Raw genomic sequence first — 25,301 nt, 5'->3', positions numbered from 1 at the left:
GGTTTAGTTAAATGAATTTTAATATGTAATTGATTAATAAAGTGCCAACAGTGGTCACCATGAGTACTAGTGAAATTGTATTGGAGTTTTTAAAATTGAAAAATTTGTCTGCCGCCAAAAAAATAAATAATAATAACATGGGATAAATGGCCGGATACATTTCAAAAGCGGCCCCAAACTCTCCACGTGCCAAATGTAGAAGTGATCTTTGAATACCGCATCCGGGACAATCAAAACCAAAAAGTTTTTTGGTAAAACAGGGTAGCATATAGTTTTCTATGCCTAGAAAAAAAATAAAAGCTAAATACCTCATTAGGTCGTTCTCAAACTCAAGCAGAAAAATACCATTATTTTTGTGGAATTAAAATAAATTCATGTCAGATTTTCAAATAGGAGATAGGGTAGAGGCCGTAGACGATGTCGTAAAGGGTTTTATTACTCAGATAGACGATAATACCGTAACCGTGGATACCGATGACGGATTTCCCTTAAGTTTTGATAAAGGGGAGTTGGTTAAGATTGCCGATGATATTAAGGTCAGTAACTACGAAGTAGCACAAGTAAAAAAGGAAAAAGAAGAACCTAAAAAGAAAAGAGGACCAATACCAAAACCAAAAGAAAGGAATTTACCAAAAATGGAAGTGGACCTTCACATTAATCAATTGGTTAAAAATCCTAAGAATATGGGAAACTATGAAATGCTTAACCTACAAATGGATACCGCCAAAAGACAGTTAGATTTTGCGATAGCCAAACGCATTCAAAAAGTTGTATTTATTCACGGTGTAGGAGCAGGGGTCTTAAAAGAAGAATTGCAGTACCTCTTTAGAAAGTACGATAATATCAAATATTATGATGCCGATTATCAAAAATATGGGCTAGGTGCCACAGAGATATATATTTATCAGAATGCTTAGAAACCTGAGTTAAAGCGAAGTGGTTACGGTACCAAATTCGTTAATTTCTAGATTGGTGATTCTACTGCCGTTTTCCGCTACAAACGAAATACCGCTGAGTCTTATGGTATGTACAAAAGTGTCTCCCTCACCAGCTACCGTGGTAATGAAAATTTGGCCGTCTTGGGCCCCTATCTCTTCTATAACGCTAGGTGTTAAAGGAGGTATCGCGTCACAGAAGTAATTATTAGAAACATTATCTGAAAAAATACGATACGTAATTTGGGTAGCGGAAGGTACTTGGCTTGTTATATCCGTAGTAGTTATTTCGTTTTTAAGTAGGTTACTTGGTAATTCAATAATCAATGCCTCATCACCATTAATTTTAAATAACAGATTTTCAGCGTTTACGACCACGGTTTCGCAAAACTGAACCGTCTCAATACTATCAAAATCAACCGTTTCTATTTGAAGGTCACCGTCATTACAGGAAAATTGAATTAAAGCGATTGCAAAAAGCAGGTATTTCTTCATCCTTCAAATTTAAATTAAATATTACATATGCCTCTGACCATAGTCATTCATTTAAGTGCAAATTAACTTAATTTGGATTATTTTTGAGGATTATTTATTTCAGATTAGGTTATCATGAGAAATGTTTACTTAGACAATGCGGCTACCACTCAGGTTCGTGAGGAGGTAATCGTAAAAATGCAAGATGCACTGGCAAATTCCTATGGCAACCCGTCTTCTACACATAGTTACGGCAGAACTGCCAAAACGGCCATAGAAAGTGCCAGAAAGACCATTGCCAAGTACTTAAATGCCCAACCATCTGAGATAATTTTTACTTCTGGAGGTACGGAAGCCGATAATATGATTTTGAGGTGTGCCGTAGCGGATCTAGGCGTTAAGACTATTATTACTTCCAAGATTGAGCATCATGCGGTATTGCATACGGTAGAGGAACTGGCGCATAAAGGTCTTGTAAATTTGTCTTTTGTGCAACTTGATGTGTTTGGCAATCCTGATAAGAACCATTTGGAAACCTTGCTCAAAAAGGACGATTCAAAAAAAATGGTGAGCCTAATGCACGTAAATAACGAAATTGGAAATAAGATAGATATTGCTGCCATCACGAAACTGGCCAAAGCTCATGATGCATTAGTGCACTCGGATACGGTACAGTCCATTGGTCACTATCCATGGGATGTAAAGGATGTTGCGATTGACTTTATGGCTGCTGCCGCACATAAATTCCATGGGCCAAAAGGTATCGGTTTTGCCTTTATAAGGAAAAATTCTGGCCTTGGATGTATGATTTCAGGTGGTTCTCAAGAACGCGGTTACCGAGCAGGAACCGAATCCTTTCACAATATCGTAGGTCTAGAAGAGGCTTTTGTTAGGGCGTACGATAATTTGCAGGGAGAACAAAGCTACGTCAAAGGTCTTAAGAAGTATTTCATAGATACCATTAAAAATGAGATTCCAGAGGTGAAGTTCAACGGACATTCTGGAGATTTAGACAAAAGTACCTATACCTTGGTGAATGCTTGTTTGCCCATTAGTGCTGAAAAAGCACTCATGTTATTATTTCATTTGGATATGAAGGGTATTGCTTGCTCTAAGGGCAGTGCTTGCCAGTCCGGGAGTGATAAAGGCTCTCACGTACTTTCCGAGATTCTTTCTGACGAGGATTTAAAAAAGCCGTCCCTACGTTTTTCATTTTCAAAATACAATACTAAAGAAGATATCGATTATACGGTAGGTGCGCTAAAGGAATTTACGCTTCAATAACTTAATTCTTATTTTTTCTGTCTTTTTTGCGCTCTCTTTCATAGGGAAATTTTCTTATGGCAAGTTTCATCATCCTATCAATAAGGTCGGTCGTGTTTTTTCCGGTTTTTTTGTTGATTTGCTTTTCGTACTTCCATAGTAATTTGCCAGTGTCCCCGTCACTAATTTTTACGCCGATACGTCCGTAATTGGCACCTCCGGAAAAATAATCGGTAAAACTGAACTCGGTAGGAACTCCTTTTGATAATAAAACATTGAGGTCCAAAGTTCCACTGATGATACCGTCCACGCCCAAAATCTCGCTCAATTGCTTAACGGTATACACATCTATATTTTGATAATTTATACCGTTTTGGCTCAGAATTGCTTTTGTGTTTTTTGTATTTTGAAATTCGACCGGTAGTTTTTTCTTTTTCTTGCGTTTAGAAAAATAGGTCTCAAAGGCATTTTGTACGGCATACCCCTCTTTTTCTTTTAATACCCCTAATTCTTCCTTAGAAACCTGGTCTTTGAGGTCTAGGTTGGTCAAAAAGGGTAAAATGGCCAGGACTTCATGGTCATCGCTTAATTCATCAAATCTGGCACTTTCATAAATATTCTTTTGTGCGCTAAGGTTTAAGCTGGTTGCGAGAAGTAGAAAAATTAAAATTCTAAGCATTTTTTTGGTTTAAAGACGTACTCTAAGTCTTAAGTTTAAAACTCTTGAGGTTAGGAAATTTGGTACGGCGAACTCATTTTTACTGTCCACGTCCCTGACCCAAGTATTTGTGATAGCGTTCGGGTTATTGAAAAGATTAAAAATTTCAAAGCCTAAACTAAATTCTTTAAAGGAATACAACCAATGGTTTTTAGCATAAGTTTTATCCTTTCCTGCAAAAATATAGGAAATTCCCAAATCAGCACGCCTATAGTCTCTTAATCTATTCTGAAAAAGATAGGGGTCGGCATTGTTCGGAGAACCACCGGGTACACCTGTCGTGTATACCAGGTTCAAATACATCTTTAAATCTGGAATGGTGGCGACATAATCTTGAAAAAGGATGCCTATCTTAATTCTTTGGTCCGTTGGCCTGGCAATGAAACCTCTACCATTCCTATTTTCCTCGGTCTTTAGATACCCTAGACTTACCCAGGATTCCGTACCGGGTACAAATGCTCCATTAAGCCTTAGCTCTGCACCATAAACATAAGCGGTTGCATCATTGTCTGCAGCATATCGTATGCGAACATCTTCTAAGGTGTAGGCGTTTACATTGTCTAGATTTTTATAATAACCTTCGCTAATTAAGGTAAAGGGTCTATTCCACAATAGAAAACTATACTCATTTCCAAGAACAAAATGAAGCGATTTTTGAGCCTTTACATTGGGGTTAATGGTTCCCGTTAGGTCTCTTAACTCCCTGTAGAACGGCGGCTGGTGGTATAAGCCTGTGGAAAACCGAAACAGCATATCTTTATCCCAATCGGGTTTTAATGCTATTTGTGCCCTTGGGCTGAGTACTACTTGCGATACTTTCTCAACGTTGGTGCCACTTACCGTCCAATAATGCGCACGAACACCTATATTATAGTAGAGGTCGTTTGTGTTCCATTTCTTTTGTGTTGCCATTTGGGCAAAGCCAGAAAATCTATTTGTCTTAACAAAATTAGTGGCGTTAAGACCTGTGAACGGTAACAATGGTGCATTAAAAGGTGTTTCTGGTTGATTGTTAACGAATGCAGGATTTATAGGGCGTACCGAAAATCCGGCGGAATCAATAAATTCAGATTCCCTAAATTGGTCCCTGATATCCTCATGAGTGTATTTTAGACCCCATTCTAAAACGGTATTCCCATTCTTATGAACGCCGCTATGATTTACATTGAATATCAAGGCATCCAAATCATTTCTAGTTCTGTTGAATTGTGAGCCTATTCCCCTGGCATTTTGAATTTTGCCTAGGTTTTCACTACCTAAATTACTATCTACATCTCCTAATTCGTAAGACGCTATTACATCGGAATATTCCTCCTCGGTCGTATGATATAAAGAGGTGATTAATTTTAGTGTGGTCTTATCATTTAAATAATAATTACCCTTGACGGCACCTAAGGCAGTTGCGAATCTATTATTTTCTCTACCCTCATAAAAAACAACTAAAGCCCTAGGCTCATCAATAGTACCAAAATTTGTTTCTCTTTTCAAAAGTTCGTTTCGGTAATTGTTTACGGAAAGGTTTCCAAGGAAATTTAAATTGAACTTGTTGGAGATTCTGTAGGTTAGATAACTCTGTACATCCGTGAAAGAAGGATTTAAATTTGCCGTCGTTTGTTGCGAGTTAACTAAAAGACTATTGTTTCTATATCTAACGCCGGTAATGCTGCTTAGTTTTTTATTTTTGGACATGGTTTCCAGACTGGCACTTGCTCCCAGTAAACTAAAATCTCCCTGAGCCGAGAACGTAACCGGATTCTTATACGTAATATCTAGCACGGAAGAAAGTTTGTCTCCATACTTGGCTTGAAAACCCCCAGCCGAAAATTTTACGTTCTGAACCAAATCACTGTTTACAAAACTTAAACCTTCTTGTTGCGCAGAGCGCACCAAAAAAGGACGGTACACTTCAATCTCATTGATATAAACAAGGTTTTCATCATAATTACCTCCTCTAACAGCATATTGGGTACTTAATTCGTTATTCGAAGAGACACCAGGTAAGAGCTTCAAAATATTTTCCACACCTGCATTGGCACCTGGTATTTTCCTGATTTTTTCTGGTGAAATAGAGAGAATACCACTTGCTTCTTTTTCTCCTCGGGGGGTTACGGTAACACCATCGACCTGAATAACATCATTTCGTAATACCGGATTGAATTCATAGGTTTCGTTCGTAGTAAGAATTAAATTTTCTAACCTAACCTCTTTATGTCCTATATGGGTAAAAACGATGTCGGTTTCCGTGTCGGCAGTAATCTGAAGAATGTAAAAGCCATCTTTATCCGTAGTTGTACCCAATACCCCTTCGGAAATGTTAACATCTGTCAAGGGGACGTTACGTTCGTTTAGAACAATGCCCGTTATTGCAGCGTTCTGAGCCCTACCATTAAAATGGCAGGTTATAAAAAAAAGTAAAAATAATTTACAAAATCTCAAAAGGTCTAATTTCTATAGAAAGGCGCAGTAAGTGTATTTTGGTTACCTACATTATCTGTAACGGTAACTTTAAGAACGCATTGCTTTTTCTCTAATATCTTATCGTCAAAATTGTAGGTCAACGTATTCTTTTTAGGTTCATATTCCATGAGTATCCATTCGCCGTTTAAAGTGGCACTATACGTATTTATTCCACTTAAATCATCAGAAATGGAAACACTGAGGTATTTATAATTATTGAGCCACTGTTTTTCTTTAAAGTTTTTGGTTTCGATTTTTGGTGCAACTGAGTCTTTTGCCAAGGTATATGTACCAAGATTACGAGTTCTTGCCGTAAAGGTGTTTCCACGCTTGTACGTATTTAAATGGCTAGGCCTTAACTTACTATCCAGTCTTGCGATAAACAATTGTTTCCGTTCTTCCTCCGTGTATTTAGCGGCATCGAAAGTGATGGTAAAATTACGGTGGGCGGGAACGGTATTGGTATGTATTTTAACCGTATCTTCCCCTTTCTCAAGGTCTAGATAAAAATCCTCGTAGAAAGTGTTGCTCGGGAAATAAACCTTTGCCGCGGTTAGGTCAAAGTTATTGGGTTTGTTGGCAACCACATAATAGGGAGTTTTTTTCAGCTCTTTTTTAATTTTCACTTCAGATTTCTTTCCTTCTACGGGAACCACTAGCTTAACCTTATTGCCTTTTAAATCCTTAATCAGTAATTCTATAGTGTAGCTTAGCCCTTCCCTAATGGCTATCTCGCCCTTGTTATACATTTCGCTATAGATGCCTAAATTATTGCCTGGAGATTTAAAACATTTTTGAATGCGTTGCCTATACTTTCCTAAATGGTCATAATCTACCAAGGTGTTGATGTATCTCGTTTCTCCAAATGAAAAAGACTCAAAGTCATATGCCGTATAGACCTTACCATTAACAGAAAGGGAAACGGAATAGACCCCATTTCTGTTCGCTGCCATGTCCTGCCTATCAAAACCTATAAAACCAACTCCTATTTTTCCTAGGGCCTCTACCTTGTCCGCTAGAAAACTACCATCCGATTGTTTTGAAAAATTAACCTGAATTTTTTCCTGACTTTGATTTACTACTGATGTATTGGAAAGCGGATAGATAAATAATTTTTCTAATGTGGGATTCGTTGCATCTGCCACATCTAAACCGTAAAGTAAGGGATTTGTAGGCTTTTCAGAAATACTGCTTCTAATCTCAAAATGTAAGTGCGGCCCTGAAGAACCTCCTGTATTGCCACTGTAGGCTATAAGGTCATCTTTGGAAACCTTAAGCTCACCGTAATCGGGAAACACCTCTACTTCAAATGATTTTTTTCGATACTGAATTTTTTTAATATAGGCCTCTATTTCGGGCGAAAACTTCTGAAGGTGCCCGTAAACAGATGTGTAACCGTTAGGATGCGCTATATAAAGAACTTTGCCATAACCCCATAAGGATACTTTTATTCGTGTAACCGTACCATCTCCTATGGCAAAAACAGGAAGCCCTTGACGTTGCTGTGTTTTAATATCGATTCCAGAGTGAAAATGATTGGAGCGCAATTCACCAAAGGTGCCCGCTAAAATTATTGGGATATCCAAAGGTGGCCTAAATGCATCTTGGGGATAATTTTCTTGGGCTTGTGATAAAATGCTCGCTAATAGGAGTAATGCTAGGATAATTTTCTTCATAGCTTTCTTTAGGTAATACGAAAATAATTAAACGCTATTAATTCTTGAAGATTGTTGTAGTCAATTTGTATGCCACACGTTTCCCCTGCGTTTTGTTTGATACGTATCTCGGTTCTAAAGATTATTCGTGAAAAGTATGGTTAAGTCTCTTACGAATGTTAACTTTGTGTATATCGCATGGAATTTAAGTATGGGCGAATTGATTCAAATAGTAGATTCCTTAGAAAACAAGGTCAGTAAGTTACTTCATAAACTAGAAGTGCTCGGTGATGCAAACCGGAATCTGGAAAATGAATTGATGATGATTAAATCCAAACAGGAAAACGCAAGCAAAACGGTGTCGGACTGGGAAGAGAAGTACAACTCGCTTAAACTTGCAAATTCTATGCTTGGCAGTAATACAAATAAGACAGAAGCTAAGCTTAAAATAAATACGTTAATACGGGAGTTGGATTATTGTATAGCACAACTTTCGGAGTAACGTTTTAAATACTATGTCAGAAAAGCTCAAAATAAAGCTTTCTATTGCAGATCGGGTATACCCGTTAACAATAGAGCCGTCCCAAGAGGAGGGTTTAAGGAAAGCGGCCAAGAATATTGAACAGTTGGCCAAAAAATTTGAGCAGAATTATGCGGTTCGGGATAAGCAAGATGTTTTGGCGATGTGCGCCTTGCAATTTGCCTCTAAAATCGAACAGCGAGGTATAGAACAAACGGAGGGAACCAAAGAAGCCGAAGAGCGGTTAAAAGCGCTCGAGGAATTGGTAAATGCCAAGCTTGCTCCTTAAGAAATACGTTCTTTTAAATACATTAAGTTACTGCCCACATTGGTAATACCTTTTGACGAACTCAACATTAATTTGTTTAAAAAGGGTGAGTTTAGATTGTAAAAGCAGGCCTTCTCGTTTAAGGATCCTTGATCAGTCTGTTAGCCCTAAACCTGTTTTCTGGAGTTTGTACAAAACTTCTCCAATGTGGGCTTTTTTATATAAATATTTCAAACTATGGATAGTACAATGATAATTATAGCGGGTATTGTTGGTTTAGCAATAGGCTTTGCTATAGCAAAATTTATGGAGAAGGGTAAGGCGTCCAAAACCATTGCAAATGCAAAAAGAGATGCCAGTAGAATTCTTAAAGAGGCACAAACGGAAGGTGATAGCATAAAAAAGGATAAAATTTTTCAAGCAAAGGAGAAATTTTTAGAGTTGAAAGCGGAACATGAGAAAGTAATCATCAATAAGGACAAGAAGATTAATGAGGCCGAAAAAAGGACTAGGGATAAAGAATCTCAGATTAGTAATGAGCTGGCCAAGAACAAAAAGCTAAACGCTCAGTTGGATAGTAGACTCAAGGATATAGAACAGCGGAAGGAATTCTATGAAAAGAAACAATCGGAGCTAGAAAAACTTCATAAAAGCCAAGTGCAGCAGTTAGAGGTAATTTCCGGATTGTCCGCTGACGATGCTAAGAACGAATTGGTAGAGAGTCTTCGGGAAACCGCAAAGACCGATGCCATGGGGTATGTACAGGCAACCATGGAGGAAGCCAAACTGACAGCCCAACAGGAGGCCCGTAAGATAGTTATCAATACCATACAGCGTATCGGTACCGAGGAAGCTGTTGAAAATTGTGTTTCTGTTTTTAATATCGAGTCCGATGATGTCAAGGGTAGAATTATAGGCAGGGAAGGAAGAAACATCAGAGCGCTGGAGTCGGCCACAGGAGTAGAGATTATTGTGGATGATACACCAGAGGCAATTATATTATCTTGTTTTGATTCCGTGCGTAGAGAAGTAGCGCGTTTGTCTTTACATAAACTGGTTACCGATGGTAGAATTCACCCAGCAAGAATCGAAGAAATTGTAAAGAAGACAGAAAAGCAGATTGAAGCGGAAATCGTTGAAATAGGCAAAAGAACCGTAATAGACCTAGGTATTCATGGATTACATCCAGAACTGATAAAAGCGGTAGGTAGAATGAAATACCGTTCTTCTTATGGGCAAAACTTATTACAACACTCTAGGGAGGTGGCCAAATTATGTGGTGTTATGGCTTCTGAGTTAGGGCTCAACCCAAAAATAGCCAAGCGAGCGGGACTACTTCACGATATCGGAAAAGTTCCTAATACGGAGACCGAGGTAGAAACACCGCATGCAATATTGGGAATGCAGTGGGCGGAGAAATTTGGAGAAAAACCAGAAGTCTGCAATGCCATAGGTGCTCACCACGATGAGATAGAGATGAAGACATTAATCTCTCCTATTGTTCAGGTTTGTGATGCTATTAGCGGAGCAAGACCCGGTGCAAGGAGGCAAGTGCTTGATTCTTATATACAACGTCTTAAGGATCTGGAAGAAATAGCATTTGCATTCAGTGGCGTACAGAAGGCCTACGCTATTCAAGCCGGCAGAGAGCTTAGGGTCATTGTAGAAAGTGAAAAGGTTAGCGATGATAAAGCTTCGGAGCTTTCCTTTGAAATATCACAAAAAATACAAACGGATATGACGTATCCGGGACAGGTTAAAGTTACCGTTATTAGAGAAACTCGTGCGGTTAATGTAGCGAAATAGACCTTAGAATAATCAATTAAAAAGAGCTAGAAATAGCTCTTTTTTTTATGCCTTGTTTTTAGTTTGCTCAATCCAAAGGCTTAGGTCATTTTTTTCGGAAGTGGTTAGTTTTATTTTTTTTCCTTTGGGCATTTTCTTCTTTATGAACACCTGTTTGTTGATATCGTAAGCCAAGCTATCCATATTCTCAAAAGTAAAGATGTCCACTCTCTTTTTTATAGCATGGCAAACGTTACACTTTGTCTGTAAAACTCTGAAGGCCTTTTCTTTTTGAATTTTTTCCTGGTCAACTGGATTGTACTCATACGCTTTTGGTTCAATGTCCAATACACTTAAGACAAAAAGTGAAAGAATATAATACCTCATAGCAAACGTTTATTACTTTTTTAATTGGTAAGGACGAAGAAATCTTTTAAACCACTTAAGATACTTTGCACTGCATAAGAGGCAAGAATAAGCCCCATAATTTTACTGATGACCGTAATTCCGTATTCTCCTATTTTTTCCTGAACATAATTGGCGGCAAGCAGTAACAAGCTGGTTAGACCAATCACTACCAAAACAAGGGCAGTTGTCAGGGCTTGTTGTTCTATGCCATAGACATGATTATCGGTCATTAATACTACGGCCATTATAGCTCCTGGGGAGGCTATGGATGGGATGGCCACAGGAAATATGGTTACATGCTTGTAATCCGAAATAAGATGCTTTTCCGTTTCTGGTTTTCCATCACCAAAAATCATGGTCAGCGCGAAGAGAAATAGAATAACACCACCTGATATCTGAAAGGCATCCAAAGAAATATCCATTCCTTCCAAAATCAATTGCCCTATCACGATAAAGAAAAGTAAAATAAAGAATGCTACAATAGAGGCCCTTATGGCTATTTTCTTTTTATGGGCCTTATCAAAGTGTTTGGTGGCCTCCAAATAGACAGGTACCGAGCCTAAGGGGTCTATAACTGCGATTAAAAATAGAATAGTGGTGAAAATCTCCGTCATGTTATTCTATTCTCTTTCCTTGTGTCGTAAAGGATAATCCCTGCTGTCCGTAGGTAGATATCATCACGGCTTCAAAAAGTGGGGTCGTGGTTGATTTCTTCTTTCCCCACTCAAAAATAAAATTGGCGCCCGTGCCACCTTTTTTGTCGAATTCTGCTATTACAATTTCCAAGGTTTCCATTTTATCCAAAGCAATGGGTTGGTCTACATAAGAATGGATAGCATTTCCTTTTGTATCAAAGTAATCTGCCTTTATAAGATATATTGGTTCCGTTTCACTCGTATTCCGGATACTTACGGTCGCTGTTAAGTCTAGTGCGGTATGTTCTGTATAGCTATAGACCTGAGAATATACGGAAAGGTAAGACTTGCCGTAATCCAGTGAGTCCGTTTTGGGAATAGTAACCTCCTTAGCGGACCAATCTATTGCTTTTAATACCTCTGTTTTCTTCTCAACGTTAGCGCAGCTCAGGATAGTTAGAACGAAAAGTAGACAACCGGCGTAAAATATAACTCTCATTGGATTTAAGATCATGACGGAATTTTACTAAATATAAATTATTCCTCTTCGTTAGCACTAGTACTTTCTTCCTCGGTTTCTTTATTCAGATTGTGCTCTAAGACATTCAACTTTTTAAGTTTTGCCTTCCATGAGGCCAGAGATTCCTTCTGAACTTCAACTTTCTTAATTACTTCCTGCACTATAGGATTGCTTTCGGAGGCATTGGAAAAAAACTGTAAATTGGTTTCCAATTGCCTTATCTCATTCTTGCTTTCATCTATTTTTTTACGAATAAAACTACGTTCATTTTGAATGGCCCTTTCTTGATTATCATCATTCTTTAGGCGCTGAATTTTGTTGCCGTACTTTAGTAAATCCGCCTCTTGAGCACTTACCCCTAATTTGTTGAAAAGGGCATCGATAATCCTATTAAATTTTTGATTGATACTTTTTTGCTTGTAAGGTACATGACCATAAGTCTTCCACTCAGAAACAAATTCTTTAATGACCTTCAGGTCGTCTTCTTTTTTACCACTTAACTGAAACTCTTTTAGGCGGGCCATACAGTCTTCTTTAAGCTTTAAATTCTCTTGCTCTTTTTTAAAGCCATCGTTCTTTGTGGCATGCAATCGGTCAAAATAGTGATTACAAGCTGCCTTGAATTCCTTCCAAAGTTTGTCCGAGTACTTTCTCGGTACATGGCCAATTTTTTTCCACTCGCTCTGGATTCTTTTCATTTCTGCCGTAGCAACATCCCAATCATCACTTTCTTTTAAGGAGAAGGCCGTTTCTAATAGAGCTCTTTTACTGTCCAGATTTTTCTGCTGCTCTTTCTTTAAGTTTTTATAAAAGGCGTTCTTACCTTTATTAAAAGCTCTCACGGCATTTTTAAAGGAAGTCCACGTATTCTCGTTATCCTTTTGAGGTACCTTGCCCGCCTTAAAGAAAGCCTCTCTAAGTTCCTCTAATTTTTTGATTTGTTGTTGGAGGGTGGCATGTTTGTCCGATACACTTTCAGATAGCGTAAGTATCTCCGCGATAATGGCAGTCTTTGTCTCAAGATTCTGTTCGCTGATCTTGTCCAGTTCTTTAAAGTAACTTTGACGCCGTTCATGTATAGTCTTGGTGGCCGCGCTAAAACGCTCCCAAATTTCTTCCCTATGGTCCCTTCCAACGGGTCCAATGTCTTCTTTCCAGAGTTTATGCAGCACTTGTAGTTCCCTGAATGCCCTATTTAAATCGGGTTCTTCAGCTAGTGCCTCGGCTTGTTCCACAATCTTAAGTTTCTCTTCCAGATTATGTTTAAAATCTAAATCCCGAAGCTCACGATTTATATGAAGAAAATCATAGAAAATTTCAATATGATGTTGGTACGTTTTCCATACATCATTATAATTTGCTCTTGGAATTGGTCCCGCATTACGCCATTTTTCTTGAATGTCCTTAAAATTCTTATAGGTGGTATTTATATCCTCCTCAACATTCACCAAACCTTTGACCTCTTCTATAAGCTCAAGTCTGTAGGCTAAGTTTTCCTTGTGGCTCTTTTCCAGACTTTTATAATGTTGATTGCGCTTATCGCGATAATCATTATATACTTCGTTAAATTGTCTCTTGGTGACAGAATTATACCTGAAATCTATCTCATTACCACCATTGGCCACAAAATCTTCTTTTTTCTGGTCAATGAATTCCTGATATTTTAGGTTGAATTCTTCGCGTATGCCATCAACATGCTTTTTGATGGCTTGCACCTTTTCATTTTTTACGAGTTTTTGAAGCTCTCCTACAAGATTTTCCATGGACATGGAATGATAGTCCAGTAGCGGAATTTCATGTCTTTTTCCTGTATCCTTATCCTCTGCATCTTCGGCATTGGTATCTTCAATTTCCTTGATTACATCAGGTTCCGAAGTTTCTTCCTCTTTATTGGCAACGACTTCTATTTCCGTTTCTTCAACAGTCTCAACTAGAGTCGCTTTTTCGACATTGTTACCCCCAGGCGATACGTTTTCTTCTCCAACTATGGATTCAACTTTCTCCTCAGTCGGCGCAGTCTTTCCCTCCTCAGCAGTCTTCGCTGGGATTTCTTTATCCATTTCAGGAGTTTCTGGACTGTTTTCCGTTACTTCGTTATTGGGCTCTTTTTCTTTGTCTTCTGACATCTTCCTTGATTAGGTTTTTACAAGATAGTAACAACCTTAGGAATGGCAAAGAATAAGCATCTTCTTTTTAGGCAGATGCCAACGGCAAAGTCCCCTTCATCAATACCAAAAAATTAGAAGTACCAGACCATTCGCTGCCTACGGGATATCTATTGTTCTAGTATTGGGAGCGTTCGTTCCAAATTTCCCAAGCTTTTTCTGCTTGAAGCTCTAGCATGCGAAGCCCATTGCAAATTTGTGCACCTCGCTTTTTTCCCTCGGTAAGGAACGCTGTTTGCTCTGGGTTATAAATAAGATCATAAAGTAGGTGTTTTTTGGAGATACCAGAGTACGGAATTGCTGGTTTTGCTTTAATATCAGGGTATGTTCCAACGGGTGAGCAATTAATGATTAAAGCGTTTTCATTAATGATTTTTGGGTTTAGGTCCTCATAACTTAAACCACTATTTTTTCCGGTTCTTGAAACAAATTTGAAGTTGATATCTAGTTTTTGAAGCACGTAGGCAATCGCCTTTGATGCACCTCCCGTACCTAATATCAGAGCATTGTCATGATGATTTTTTAAGAAGGGTTCCAGCGACATTTGAAAACCGTAAGCATCAGTATTATAGCCCTTTAATCCTTTTTTGGTGATTTTAATGGTATTTACAGCACCTATTTCCTTTGCAGAATCGTCTAGAGCGTCTAAATACGGAATAACTGCTTCCTTGTACGGAATGGTCACATTTAGTCCTTTTAAGTATTGTGTATTAGCATATAGTGCGGAGAACTCTTCAATCGTATCCAAATCAAAGTTTTTATAACTATGATGAGGTAAGTCCAAGTTTTTAAATTTTTCTTCGAAATATCCTCTTGAAAAGGAGTAGGAAATAGCTTTGCCTACTAACCCGAATTTAAACGGTTGTTTTTCTGTTTTTTCCATACCAATCTAGAAGTAATAAAATACTGATGCCTAAGATAACGAAGAATAGCGCCCACCACGTTTCCGTACTCGTAATAGTAGGCCAAAAACGTTCATAATTTGTAATTATCTCCTTTCCATTCGTGTCAAATACCAAATCACCGCTTTCGGTTGTTTTGAATATAGCTTTTTTCCATGGCCAAACCACGCCGAGAGATCCAGTTATGAACCCTAAAATTACGGCGGTGGTAACATGCTTAAAATGCTTTAAAACATAGCTTAGTATATGCGAAAGGCTAACAAGACCGGTAGCGGAACCTAGGGTAAAGACCACTAGGATTTTTAGTGTATGTATACGTTCCGTATTATCGGTAAAACTGAAATCTCCTAGTAGTATTTCTGAAAAAGTATCGTAAAGCGCGTTTACGGAATCTACTAAGAGCAGCACGTAATTGCCAAGTAGAATTAATATAAATGAACCAGAAAGGCCAGGCAGTGCCATGCCTGAAACACTTATCATTCCGCAAAAAAAGATAAATAATAAATTATCATTTTCTTTTGCTGGACTCAAAAAGCTAATGGCGATACCAATGGCCAGTCCAATGACAGCCGCAAATAAGGTTTTCTTTTTCCAATGCGAGAAATCCTTTCCTATATAATAAATGGAGCCTAAAATCATTCCAAAGAAAGCAGACCAGACATAGAGTTCCTTTTGCTCCAAAAAATAGTCTAGCACCTTAGAGACGCTGAAATAGCTTACCAACATACCAAATAGGAGCAAGCTTAAAAAAGGACCGTTGCAATACCTGTAAAAGCTTTTGAACCTTCCGTTGAATAGTAATTTAAAAGCTTTGATGTTAATTTTTTGAAGGGAATAGATAAACTCTTCGTAGAAACCACCCACAAAAGCGACAATACCTCCGGAAACTCCGGGTACTTTATTGGCAGCTCCCATACATATTCCTTTGATAACTAAGAAAATCTTATCGGTAAGGGAACGATGTTCATGCATTAAGCGAAGGTTCTTATTCTTTAGAAGCTACTTTTTCAAGTATAAAAATAAGAGAAAAACCTATGATAGCAGTAATTATAGCAAAGGTTAATTGATTATCGTCTTCAAATGCAAACGGAGAAATATTTTCATCAATGATAATTTCTTTCTTTCCTATTTTAATTACCTCCAAAACTTTTTTCCACGGCCAAATTTTATTCAAGGAACCTAATATAAAACCGGTGAGAATAGCAAGTGTTGCATTCTTGTAGTGGGCGAACATCCATTTCAGGACCCTAGCGAAACTCAAAATTCCAAAGACCGCTCCCAATGCTACGACGATAACTATTTTAAAATCCTGATTATTAACCGCATCTAGGACCGTTTTATAGGAACCCAGAAGTACCAATATGAAAGAACCCGAAATTCCGGGCAGTACCATGGCGCAAATGGCCAAAGCTCCGGAAAAGAATAGGAACGGAAGGCTGTCCGTGTTCGCGGAGGGCGGTAGGGTGGTAATATAGTATGCGGTGATGGCACCTATGATGAACAGTGCTATGGACAAGAAATTCCATTTTTCAATAGCCTTTGCTACAAAAATGACGCTCGCTAAAACCAGTCCAAAAAAGAATGCCCAGACCGGTATGGGGTGGTTTTCTATAAGCCAGGAAATAACTTTGGACAATGATAGTATGCTCAACATCATACCCACGAACAGCGCTAATAGAAAGTTGCCGTTCAATTGGTTCCAAAACATCTTAAAACCATCATTTTTCAAGGTTTTGAACGTGGCAATATTTACATTGTTAATTGAGGATATGAATTCCTCGTAAATGCCGGTTACAAAGGCTATGGTACCGCCTGAAACGCCTGGCACTAACTCGGCAATGCCCATTGCCATTCCTTTTAAGGTGATGTATAGGTAATGGATAAATTTTCTTTCCCCCATAAATTTAGATACAAGAAATCAAGATGCTTTTTTGTGGTCGGCTAAGATAGTCTTAACCCAGTCGGAATTGCCGTATTCTGGGAATTGTTTGTAAAAAAGATGTAGCTTTTTAGCGCTCTTGTCCAACTTTAGGGCATCTAGCATAGTTATTCTCGCATTGATAAGGTCGTTTAAGACGAGTTGAAAACCAGCTATTTTATAGATGATCTTGAGATTCTCAGGATAAAATTCCTTGCCTTGCAAAAGAATTTGGATGGCCGCTTGGGTATCTCCACTAATTTGAACGATGTCCGCCCATTTTAACCAAGTATCCAACTCATAGTTTCCTAAATCTACAACTTGTTTAAAGGAAAAATCAGCTTGGTCATAATTCTTGAGCGCCACATGAATTCTTGCCGATTTCTTCCAATAATTAGGATTACCTCCGTCAATGTTCAATGCCTTGTTGATGTAGTATAAAGCTTTTTCGTACTTTCTTTTTCTGATATAAAAATCTGTAATGGCCAACCAGCCCTTGTCCAACAAAGGGTCTTCATGCACGGTTTGATAGAAATAGTATTTGGACATATCGTCATTACCAAGCTTTTCATAACATTTCCCTATTCTTAAAAAAGCGTGTGATGTTGGGTCTTCGATACTTACCGTAGTTTCATAATTTTCTATGGCATCTTCATATTTGCCCAGTTTTTCCAGTACTTTTCCCTTTTCAAAATAGGCCCCGATAAAAGAATCGTCAGAGATGATTGCAAAATCAAAAGCGGTCAGGGCTTCCTGGAACATTTCCTTTGCAAAATATTGTTTTCCTAATTGGTGCCATGCCACTTCGCAGTAAGGGCTAGCGTCCAGATAGTCGTTCAAATACAGTATAGCACCATCATGGTCTTCTAGAAATTCAAAACAATAAATGACATTATAGAGCGAGGAGTAGTCTTGATTGTCAAAGGCTACACAGCGCATAAAGCTCTCTTTGGCCAATTTAAAATCGTCTAGGAAAAGATATTCCATACCCATTAGGGAATGTATGTCGAAACTATTGGTGGAAAGCTCCAATGCTTTCTGTAGTAAATGTATAGCACCTTGGTGGTTATCTTTTTTTGATAGGATATTTGCACGTTGAATATAAATCTCTTCGTTATGAGCATCTATATTCTGTAATTCGTCAAGATGTTTTTCGGCTGCCTCCAAATTGTTCTCAAAGACCATTACTTCAACGTTGAGAAGCTTCAGTTCAATAGAGGCGGGGTGTTGTTGAAGTCCAATTTTAATTCCCTTCTTCGCAAGGGATATCTTACCATTGTTCAAGTAATGATGAATAATATCTTCGAAATCTTCCGCATCAAAGAAATAGACATCATCTGTCTTAAGCATTGATTCAAACTTGGTTACGGGCTTGTCCGGTCTTTCGTTAGATTCTAACGCCATAGGAACTCTTTGGTTAAACTATGGATTTAAAAGTAAGTCTTTGAGACTATTTTTATATCCAATCGCATCCTATATTATTAACAAATTAGTTAACAAATTATTGTTGCAATTCTTCCAATATGGCTAGAATCATAAGACAACCTTTCTCAATTTCTTCTTCGGAAATGGTTAAAGGAGGGGATATCCGTACGGCTCTGGACTCAAATAGCAACCAAAAGAGAATGAGGCCTCTTTCTTTTGCCTTGAGCACGAGTTCATTGGTCAAACCTTCGTTTTCCATGATTAAGGCCAGCATTAAACCTTTACCTCTAATCTCCTTTATCAAGGGATGTGTTAACAGATGTCTAAACAGTTTTTCTTTGGCCGCAATGGCATCTATTAAGTTGGTATTAACGAGTTCCTGTAGGGTGGCCAAACAGGCCGCGGCTATAACTGGATTTCCTCCAAAGGTGGTTATGTGTCCTAATCTAGGGCTATTTTGTAACGACTTCATAATGGGGCCGTCGGTTGTAAATGCTCCTACTGGCATGCCGGAAGCCATACCTTTACCCATTACCAAGATATCCGGAATGCAATTGTAGTGTTCAAAGGCAAAAAGTTTTCCTGTGCGGCCAAAACCGGGTTGTATTTCATCTAATATTAGCAAGGTTCCCATTTCGGTACAGCGTTTCCGTACTTTCTCTAAATAATGGTTCCTTGGAACTATGAATCCAGCCCCGCCTTGGATAGTTTCAAGGATAACACAAGCTGTTTTTTCCGTAATATGGTCTAGTTCCCGCTCTATGTTGAAGTGTATAAAGGAAACATCTGGTATTAGTGGCCTAAATGCGCTTTTCCGTTCTTCGTAGCCCATTAGACTTAAACTACCCATGGTATTCCCATGGTAGGCATTATGGGCAGCAATAACTTGAGTTCTACCGGTATATCGCCTGGCTAGTTTAACGGCTCCTTCAATAGCTTCGGTTCCCGAGTTGACCAGATACGTGGTATTCAAATTTTTGGGAAGCTTAGACGCCAATAGTTTAGTATAATTTACCGTGGCGTCTTGGATATATTCGCCGTAAACCATTACGTGCATATACTTCTCTGCCTGTTCTTGCACGGCAGAAACCACCTTTGGATGGCAGTGCCCCAAACTACAGGCGGAAACGCCTGCTACAAAATCTAAATGGGGAGTCCCTTCCTTATCATATATATAACTTCCTTTTGCGTGTGAAACTTCCATTCCCAAAGGATGGGGCGTAGTCTGGGCCTGATATTTTAGGAAATCTTTATTCATGAAAGTGCTACTTTACCTTTTGAGGTATTTTTTGTTTTTTGGGGTCGGTAGCTTTGTTGTTGGAAATGTTGTTTATAGGGTCTGATTCATTTTGACTGCGCTCTTTTTCTTCGGCATCGATATCTATAGGATTGTCTATACCTCTGATAGCTACCAGTTCAATGTTGTTGTCGTCCTCGTCGAAAATACCGTTCTTGGTTAGGATACGTTCGTCACCACGCCAAACAAAACCCTTTAAAATTCTACTATTTTCGGGTAAATCTTTTTCAGGAAATATATCACCGTCAGGGTTGGTAAAAAAAGTAAGGTCTTCTATGTCATTGTTTTCCATAGTAATACGGATGGAACTGCAAATGGTTTTATCTATCCCGATAAGCTCATCATCATCGTTATACATATAGTAAATTACTTCAGTATTTTTTATGAGGTCTATAAGCTTTAGTTCGTTTTCAATGAATTTACCGAAAAGGTCTTTACCCTTTGCCTGATTGTAACCTTCCATGCTCACACTATCCAAGGAGATGACAAAAGCATTGTTCAGCACTTTAAGCGAGTCTAATTTTTCGGTTTCCAGATTAGATTTAAGGTGAATGCTGTCCCCTGTCATTTGATTTGGACCGTTCCAAATAATAGGATTTTTAATTAGTTGGGTTATGCCGCTTAATTCCTCCGAGTGTATAGAATCACACTTACCGCTCAAATCCTTCTTGAAGAACTTAGCATTTCTAAATGCCCGTAAGATTCTTGCCTCTGGTTTTCCGGTAATCATTAGGGTATCTCCATGAACATAAAGGGAGTCTAATTCCTGTACGGAAATGGAAACGGCTCTTTTTGTAGCGAATACGGAATCCTTGGCTTTATGCACTTCGGCATAATGCGCACGAATTATACCTTTGTTTATGGTATCGGTAACGGTGATGTTATTGGTGGCCGATGCGAACTCTCTCGCTTTGTTGAAATAGACACTGTCCCCCTCCACGATTCTATTGTTATAGTCTATCCTTGTATTTTTGATGCCATATCCACTTTCTACTTTGGTATCATAGAAACCACGTTCACAATAAATGGTATAGGTTTCACCAACAATGGTAGAGGGACCGTACATGTAGGCATTTTTGGAGGTGGTATAATAGTCCAATTGTTCCGAATCCAAAATATATTCTGGATTTTTAATATGGACGCTATCTAGAAATTGATACTTTTTGAGTTCCATAAAGTATCTTCCAATTTTGCTTGTAAGGGTATTGGCAGAATCTATTACAGTGCCATTATCTTGATAGTACGCCTCTTGCTTTTCACGGTCCATCCGTAGAGTGTCCGTACGCAGGGTCATATCATAATTGGTAAGTACCACATTTCCCCAGGCCTTTGCTAGTTTTATATCACCCTTGTAGTCTATCCTTTCACTTACCATCTCCACGGAATCCCCCTGTTTTAGAAGCACGTTTCCTCTGGCCTCCAGTCTGTTTTCTTTTTGAAAAAATATGGCGATATCACACCACAAATCTGCCCCTTGGTGCTCAAACTGTACTTGTCTTTCGTCCTTGCTAAAAATAGATGCTCCTGGATATTCTTTTTCGTTCTTGGTGAAATTTGCTCCGTAAACGATATTGATTTGTTTCGGTTCTTCCGTATTTTCCTGACTATACACAGAAAAAGAAAAGAAAACCAGAAAGAGTTTAAATAGAAGTCCTCTCAAGATTTATTTTTTTTCAAAAATAGAATAATTTTGAGCAGTGCTATCTAATTTGGGATAGTTTTAATATGCGTTAGTGTATAGTTCTGGGTCTAAGATTTGGTTTGTAAACCGTACCGAAACCCGAGTTGTTGGGTTCAAACGGTTCATCTAGGTGCACATTAGAACCATCTGAAGGAATTTCATGCGCTTTGTCCAAGGCCCAGAATATGCCGTTTAGTGCAATTTTGCGTACGACGGGGAGTTTAAAGTCATAGGGGTGCCCAAGCGTTGTAAAGAACACCTTGGCTTTTTTTCCAGACGACCCAGTGTAACTCTTGGTCCATGCTACGGGATTAGTCAGCGGAAATTCATCAAGCTTACCATCCATTTCATGTTTTGATTTTAGGGAATGCCCCCGTAAAATAGGCTTGGAATCACCGAATAGTTTCCATGCACCACCATCTACATGATATAACCAAGAATAGGCTTTGAACGAATCAAAACCTCTTAAAATTGGGTGCTCTTTCGCTATAGCCGATATTCGGGTTACAGGAAATTTACCATCATCAAAATGTCCATGATGCGTTATCCATTGCTGTCCAAAAACTTTTGTTGGCCATTCATCGTTCCAATATTCAAGGCTAGGGTCTTTATACTTGAAAGCATGCGTTGCGGTTCTGAAACCGACGATAGGCCTTCCCGATTCGGCATAGTTAACAATATAATCCCTTTCCTTTTTTGGCAATGTTCTGTACCTCGTGAAAATGACCATGAGGTCGGCAGTTTCTAAGGCTTCTAGATTAGATATATGATTAGTGTTGTTAGGATTTATTATACCTGTGGAATCCAAGGCGTAACATACGGTCACTTTAGCGTTCAATTCTCTCTTTGCTAATTTGGCCAGCATAGGTAAGGATTCTTCAGAACGGTATTCCTCATCTCCACTAACAAAAACAATGTGTGGCGCAATACTGGCTTTATTGTCTATGTGCGTTTGTTTTTTACTTTTTTTCTCAGCACAACAAGCCATTGTAAGCAGTAGGCTAAGTAGTACTGTTATTTTGTTACATATCATTGTATCGCTATTTTTCTAATGGATATTGCTTTAAAAGTTCATCCGGAGTATAGAAGCCTTTTTTGTCTTTGGTGGCATCCCTGATTTCCTTTACTTTTTCAGGGGCAATTACAGAGGCTCTATTGCCAAACGCATTTCTCACATAAGTAAGTACGGCGGCGATTTCCTCGTCGTTCAATAAACCTCTGAAGGCCATCATGGGTACTTGGCCATCATAATCATTGCCCATAACGCTCATTGGTCCGTACAAACCATTGAGGGCTAATTTAATAAGCCGTTCTTCGCTACCCACCACCCATTGTTGGTCTACTAAAGTAGGATAGCCCGATGCCTGCAGGCCTGCGCCGCTTTCTTGGTGACAGGTGATACAATAACCCTCGGTCTGATATATTGCCTTTCCTTTCGTAAATGCTTTTAGATCATCACCCTTTAAATGAGAAGCTATGAGTCCGGTGCCGTCCTCGGATAGGAAATTACCGGAAAGTCTGTTCATGGCAAAGTCATATGCCGGCTGCATCCACTCATCCAATGGATGTTCTTTAGCTGCAGCAAGAACTTCCAAACCATCTTTATCATCTAGCCATGATGCTGCGGTAATTGCCTCTAACCGCACCCTTCCATGGACGTCTGCCGCTGCCTCTTTAAGTAATGCAAGACTATTAGGTATTTGATGCCGCATATAGCGTAGTACCCTAACTGATGCCGACCTAACCTTATGGTCCTCTGATTTCAATAGGGCTTTAAGTAATTCTTCATGAACTTGATTAAGTCCCCAACTCACCCAAAGACCCTCCAGTCTATGGTGTTCGTAATTCTCGTCATCTTCATTCAGATTGCTTAGCCAGGTATTCAACTTGGCAAGTACTTCATCTTTGTCCTTGCTTCTCAATGCCCTTCTGGAGCGATATCTTGTTCTATACTCGGGTAGTTTTAAATTATTCAATAGTTCATCAATATTGGCTCCCGTTACCTTGGCAGGTTTTACCAAGGGTCTTGAGGGGTAGGTAATCCTGTAAATTCTGCCGTGCGCATGGTCTCTTAACGGGTCTCTAGCATTATGTTGCATATGACCAATAAGTACATTGTGCCAATCAACCAAATATAAAGAGCCATCTGGAGCAAATTCCATATCAACCGGTCTAAAGTTTTTATCGGAACTAACGATTAAGTCTTGCCTGTGTTTTGTTCGGTATCCTGTGCCGTCCTCTATCATTTGATGTTGTTTCATTCCCAAAAAGCCAATGGAATTGGCCAAAATCATGTCGCCCTGTACATTGTCCGGAAAATGACTGCTCGAAACAAACTCCATTCCTGAAGTAGGGCGCACTTTGTGGGCATCCTCAATTAAATCTTTGGTCAGAGGAGCGGCAACCCCGTAAATTGATTTTAATGTACTGGGCGTCATCCACTGAACGGTGGGGCCAGAAGTATGTAAAAAGAAATCCTGTCCCCATTCATCGAACGCTATTCCCCATGGATTAGGAATACTTACCTGCACTGTTCTATCCAATTTTTTCCTTTGGGGATTATATCTATAAAAACCACCGTTGGTTCCTCTGACGGGGCCATAGGGAGTTTCTACATTCGTATGTAGAAAAACGCCTTCCGCCATGTAAAATGCCCCTGAAGGGTCTGCACAAAAGGCAGATATGTTATGGTGCGTATCATGATCGTCAAAGCCACTTAAAATAATTTCTTCAGTATCTGCTTTGTCGTCACCGTTGGTGTCCGTAAGTAATTTTAAATTTGTGCCTTGGCTTACGTATACCCCTTCTGGTGCAAATTCGAACCCTAGGGGTAAATGTAAATTTTCGGCAAAAACAATCTGTTTATCGGCCTTACCGTCATTATCGGTATCTTCTAGAATTAGCAACTTATCGTTCGGACGCTTATCTCCAGGTTTGTAGTGCGGATAGGAGGGGAGGGTCGCCACCCATAGCCTGCCTTTGTCGTCAAAAGATAATTGCGCGGGATTAGCGAGGTCCGGGAACTCACTTTCAGAGGCGAATAATGCTACTTTGTACCCCTTAGGAACTTTTAAGGTTTTTATGGCATCCTCTCCATAGAGATAGTTTTTAGGATCATCTTTCCCTCCCAAATTATAGTTGGTTTCTACAGGAGGTAAGGTAGTGGTTTTAAGGTCTGCACCCACAACGTCATAATTGCTGTTCTGTGCTGCTGCCCAAATGGCGGAATCTCGTATGGCCGTCATTTCCCGTATCTTTTTAATTTCATAAGGATAGTTGTCCAGACCATAGGGAGCGTGCCTTCTACCGTAAACGTGCACGCCATTGGGAACTTTATAATCGTTATGCCAGAAAAAGTTTTTTTCCTTAACGGAGGATAGGACAGCTGTTTTTAAACCTGTGTCCTCATAGTTGCTTTCTCCCGTTAATTCAGTGGCTAAATAATCTGAAAGTATTTGATATCCCTTCTCGTTCATTTGAAAACCGTCAATAGTAAGTTCGTTTTCTTGCTCGTACCATTGTAAAGACGGATGAAATACATCAATAAAAGCTACTTGATGTTTCTTACTAATAGCGGCTATCGTTTCGGTGTACATTTTCAGGTTTATGTTCGTTTTCTTTCCATCAGGCAAGTCATACAAATCGGATAAGTTTTCAAATGCTATCGGAGACACCAGAACTAATTCCGGAGAATTCTTTCCGTTGTAGTTTTGGTTTTTTGTGTGCGTGATAAAAGCTTCAAGTTCATTTTTGAAATTTTCAAGGCCCTTTTCTTCTTGAAAGGACTCGTTAAAACCAAAAAAGGCTATTATAATATCGGTCTTTAGTCTATTCAACCATTCATCCGGGTATTCAAAAACCCCTTCGCTACCTGAATTTTTGGCAAGTTCTGTTTGGAATTGCTCTGCATCGGGAAACGCCCATGGGGTATTTCTTGAAGCATGTGGTCTAAAACCAGGAGTATCCCCACCGTCGCACATATTTCGGATAGTTAAAGAATCTTTGGGAAAGCGCAAGTGCATTTCGGTCTCAAAATATCCGTAATTCATCATTCTTGAGCCTAAATTATTACCTATTAAGGCTATGTTTGCCTTAGGGGTCACATTAACTTTTGCTTGTTTTTTGGACGTGCAAGAGACAAGCGCGCACGCTATTAAAATCCAATAGCTATTAAAAAAATGGGAACTTCTAAGGCTGATTCTCATTGGTGTTAATTTACGATACGTCGATTCATAAAGCATACACTCCTTTAAATATAAGATAAAAAAGCCACCT

22 protein-coding genes and 1 other RNA gene are annotated in these 25,301 nt (G+C 39.0%); 6 read left to right on the top strand and 17 right to left on the bottom strand.

The window, feature by feature from the left end:
- Positions 1–7: 7 nt before the first annotated feature.
- Entirely contained in the window at positions 8–313 is a 306-nt protein-coding gene (locus BFP77_RS03785) for a DUF2752 domain-containing protein (RefSeq protein ID WP_099572735.1), read from the bottom strand.
- A 61-nt stretch (positions 314–374) separates the two neighbouring features.
- Between BFP77_RS03785 and BFP77_RS03780 the strand changes: the two genes are divergently transcribed.
- On the top strand, positions 375–917 hold the full coding sequence (locus BFP77_RS03780) for a Smr/MutS family protein (protein WP_099572734.1): 543 nt from the start codon (positions 375–377) through the stop codon (positions 915–917).
- Between the two features lie 9 nt (positions 918–926).
- Here the strand turns inward: BFP77_RS03780 and BFP77_RS03775 are convergent, their stop codons facing one another.
- Positions 927–1,430, bottom strand: a complete 504-nt coding sequence (locus BFP77_RS03775) for a hypothetical protein (RefSeq protein WP_099572733.1) — start codon at positions 1,428–1,430, stop codon at positions 927–929.
- Between the two features lie 114 nt (positions 1,431–1,544).
- Here BFP77_RS03775 and BFP77_RS03770 point away from each other — a divergent pair, with 114 nt between their 5' ends.
- The gene (locus tag BFP77_RS03770) at positions 1,545–2,693 is read left to right on the top strand and encodes a cysteine desulfurase family protein (protein WP_099572732.1); all 1,149 of its coding nucleotides are present in this window, start codon (positions 1,545–1,547) and stop codon (positions 2,691–2,693) included.
- Between the two features lies 1 nt (position 2,694).
- On the opposite strand, the gene BFP77_RS03765 is transcribed toward BFP77_RS03770, so the two are convergent.
- Genes BFP77_RS03765 through BFP77_RS03755 form a run of 3 tightly spaced genes read right to left on the bottom strand, consistent with a single transcriptional unit; the run spans position 2,695 to position 7,523 of the window.
- Positions 2,695–3,351: a hypothetical protein gene (locus BFP77_RS03765; protein WP_099572731.1), complete on the bottom strand. Its 657-nt coding sequence runs from the start codon at positions 3,349–3,351 to the stop codon at positions 2,695–2,697.
- Between the two features lie 9 nt (positions 3,352–3,360).
- On the bottom strand, positions 3,361–5,826 hold the full coding sequence (locus BFP77_RS03760; protein ID WP_180272301.1) for a TonB-dependent receptor: 2,466 nt from the start codon (positions 5,824–5,826) through the stop codon (positions 3,361–3,363).
- Positions 5,827–5,831: 5 nt separating this feature from the next.
- The gene (locus BFP77_RS03755; RefSeq protein WP_099572730.1) at positions 5,832–7,523 is read right to left on the bottom strand and encodes a M23 family metallopeptidase; all 1,692 of its coding nucleotides are present in this window, start codon (positions 7,521–7,523) and stop codon (positions 5,832–5,834) included.
- 190 nt (positions 7,524–7,713) lie between these two features.
- Between BFP77_RS03755 and BFP77_RS03750 the strand changes: the two genes are divergently transcribed.
- The 4 genes from BFP77_RS03750 (at position 7,714) to rny (ending at position 10,096) form a co-directional block, all read left to right on the top strand.
- Positions 7,714–8,004, top strand: coding sequence for a hypothetical protein (locus tag BFP77_RS03750; RefSeq protein WP_099572729.1), 291 nt, complete (start codon positions 7,714–7,716; stop codon positions 8,002–8,004).
- Between the two features lie 13 nt (positions 8,005–8,017).
- Positions 8,018–8,311, top strand: coding sequence for a cell division protein ZapA (locus BFP77_RS03745; RefSeq protein ID WP_099572728.1), 294 nt, complete (start codon positions 8,018–8,020; stop codon positions 8,309–8,311).
- Positions 8,312–8,370: 59 nt separating this feature from the next.
- A non-coding RNA gene (gene ssrS / locus BFP77_RS03740) (6S RNA) lies at positions 8,371–8,479 on the top strand.
- 48 nt (positions 8,480–8,527) lie between these two features.
- Positions 8,528–10,096, top strand: coding sequence for a ribonuclease Y (gene rny, locus BFP77_RS03735; RefSeq protein WP_099572727.1), 1,569 nt, complete (start codon positions 8,528–8,530; stop codon positions 10,094–10,096).
- A 45-nt stretch (positions 10,097–10,141) separates the two neighbouring features.
- On the opposite strand, the gene BFP77_RS03730 is transcribed toward rny, so the two are convergent.
- From BFP77_RS03730 to BFP77_RS03675, 12 genes are all read right to left on the bottom strand, one after another.
- Positions 10,142–10,462, bottom strand: coding sequence for a hypothetical protein (locus BFP77_RS03730; protein ID WP_099572726.1), 321 nt, complete (start codon positions 10,460–10,462; stop codon positions 10,142–10,144).
- 20 nt (positions 10,463–10,482) lie between these two features.
- Entirely contained in the window at positions 10,483–11,097 is a 615-nt protein-coding gene (locus BFP77_RS03725) for a MarC family protein (RefSeq protein ID WP_099572725.1), read from the bottom strand.
- Between the two features lies 1 nt (position 11,098).
- Positions 11,099–11,617: a DUF3124 domain-containing protein gene (locus tag BFP77_RS03720; protein WP_099572724.1), complete on the bottom strand. Its 519-nt coding sequence runs from the start codon at positions 11,615–11,617 to the stop codon at positions 11,099–11,101.
- Between the two features lie 38 nt (positions 11,618–11,655).
- Positions 11,656–13,764 carry a DUF349 domain-containing protein gene (locus BFP77_RS03715; RefSeq protein WP_257212849.1) on the bottom strand — a complete coding sequence of 703 codons (2,109 nt, stop codon included), beginning with the start codon at positions 13,762–13,764 and terminating at the stop codon, positions 11,656–11,658.
- A gap of 157 nt (positions 13,765–13,921) precedes the next feature.
- Complete coding sequence (locus tag BFP77_RS03710) at positions 13,922–14,686, bottom strand: shikimate dehydrogenase family protein (RefSeq protein WP_099572723.1); 765 nt, start codon at positions 14,684–14,686, stop codon at positions 13,922–13,924.
- Positions 14,658–15,677 carry a DUF368 domain-containing protein gene (locus tag BFP77_RS03705; protein ID WP_099572722.1) on the bottom strand — a complete coding sequence of 340 codons (1,020 nt, stop codon included), beginning with the start codon at positions 15,675–15,677 and terminating at the stop codon, positions 14,658–14,660. The genes BFP77_RS03710 and BFP77_RS03705 overlap by 29 nt, the downstream gene beginning before the upstream one ends.
- Before the next feature lie 13 nt (positions 15,678–15,690).
- Positions 15,691–16,605 carry a DUF368 domain-containing protein gene (locus tag BFP77_RS03700; RefSeq protein WP_099572721.1) on the bottom strand — a complete coding sequence of 305 codons (915 nt, stop codon included), beginning with the start codon at positions 16,603–16,605 and terminating at the stop codon, positions 15,691–15,693.
- Positions 16,606–16,623: 18 nt separating this feature from the next.
- Positions 16,624–18,027: a tetratricopeptide repeat protein gene (locus BFP77_RS03695; protein WP_099572720.1), complete on the bottom strand. Its 1,404-nt coding sequence runs from the start codon at positions 18,025–18,027 to the stop codon at positions 16,624–16,626.
- 97 nt (positions 18,028–18,124) lie between these two features.
- Positions 18,125–19,306: an aspartate aminotransferase family protein gene (locus BFP77_RS03690; protein WP_099572719.1), complete on the bottom strand. Its 1,182-nt coding sequence runs from the start codon at positions 19,304–19,306 to the stop codon at positions 18,125–18,127.
- Between the two features lie 7 nt (positions 19,307–19,313).
- The gene (locus tag BFP77_RS03685; protein ID WP_373604817.1) at positions 19,314–21,008 is read right to left on the bottom strand and encodes an OstA-like protein; all 1,695 of its coding nucleotides are present in this window, start codon (positions 21,006–21,008) and stop codon (positions 19,314–19,316) included.
- 67 nt (positions 21,009–21,075) lie between these two features.
- Positions 21,076–22,059: a ThuA domain-containing protein gene (locus BFP77_RS03680; protein WP_099572717.1), complete on the bottom strand. Its 984-nt coding sequence runs from the start codon at positions 22,057–22,059 to the stop codon at positions 21,076–21,078.
- A gap of 7 nt (positions 22,060–22,066) precedes the next feature.
- On the bottom strand, positions 22,067–25,078 hold the full coding sequence (locus tag BFP77_RS03675; RefSeq protein WP_257212848.1) for a PVC-type heme-binding CxxCH protein: 3,012 nt from the start codon (positions 25,076–25,078) through the stop codon (positions 22,067–22,069).
- Positions 25,079–25,301: the final 223 nt, after the last annotated feature.

Origin of the sequence: Maribacter sp. 4U21 (genome assembly GCF_002742365.1) — a bacterium.
In the GTDB taxonomy this organism is placed as follows: Bacteria; Bacteroidota; Bacteroidia; order Flavobacteriales; family Flavobacteriaceae; genus Maribacter.
This window is presented reverse-complemented; position numbering and strand designations above follow the sequence as displayed.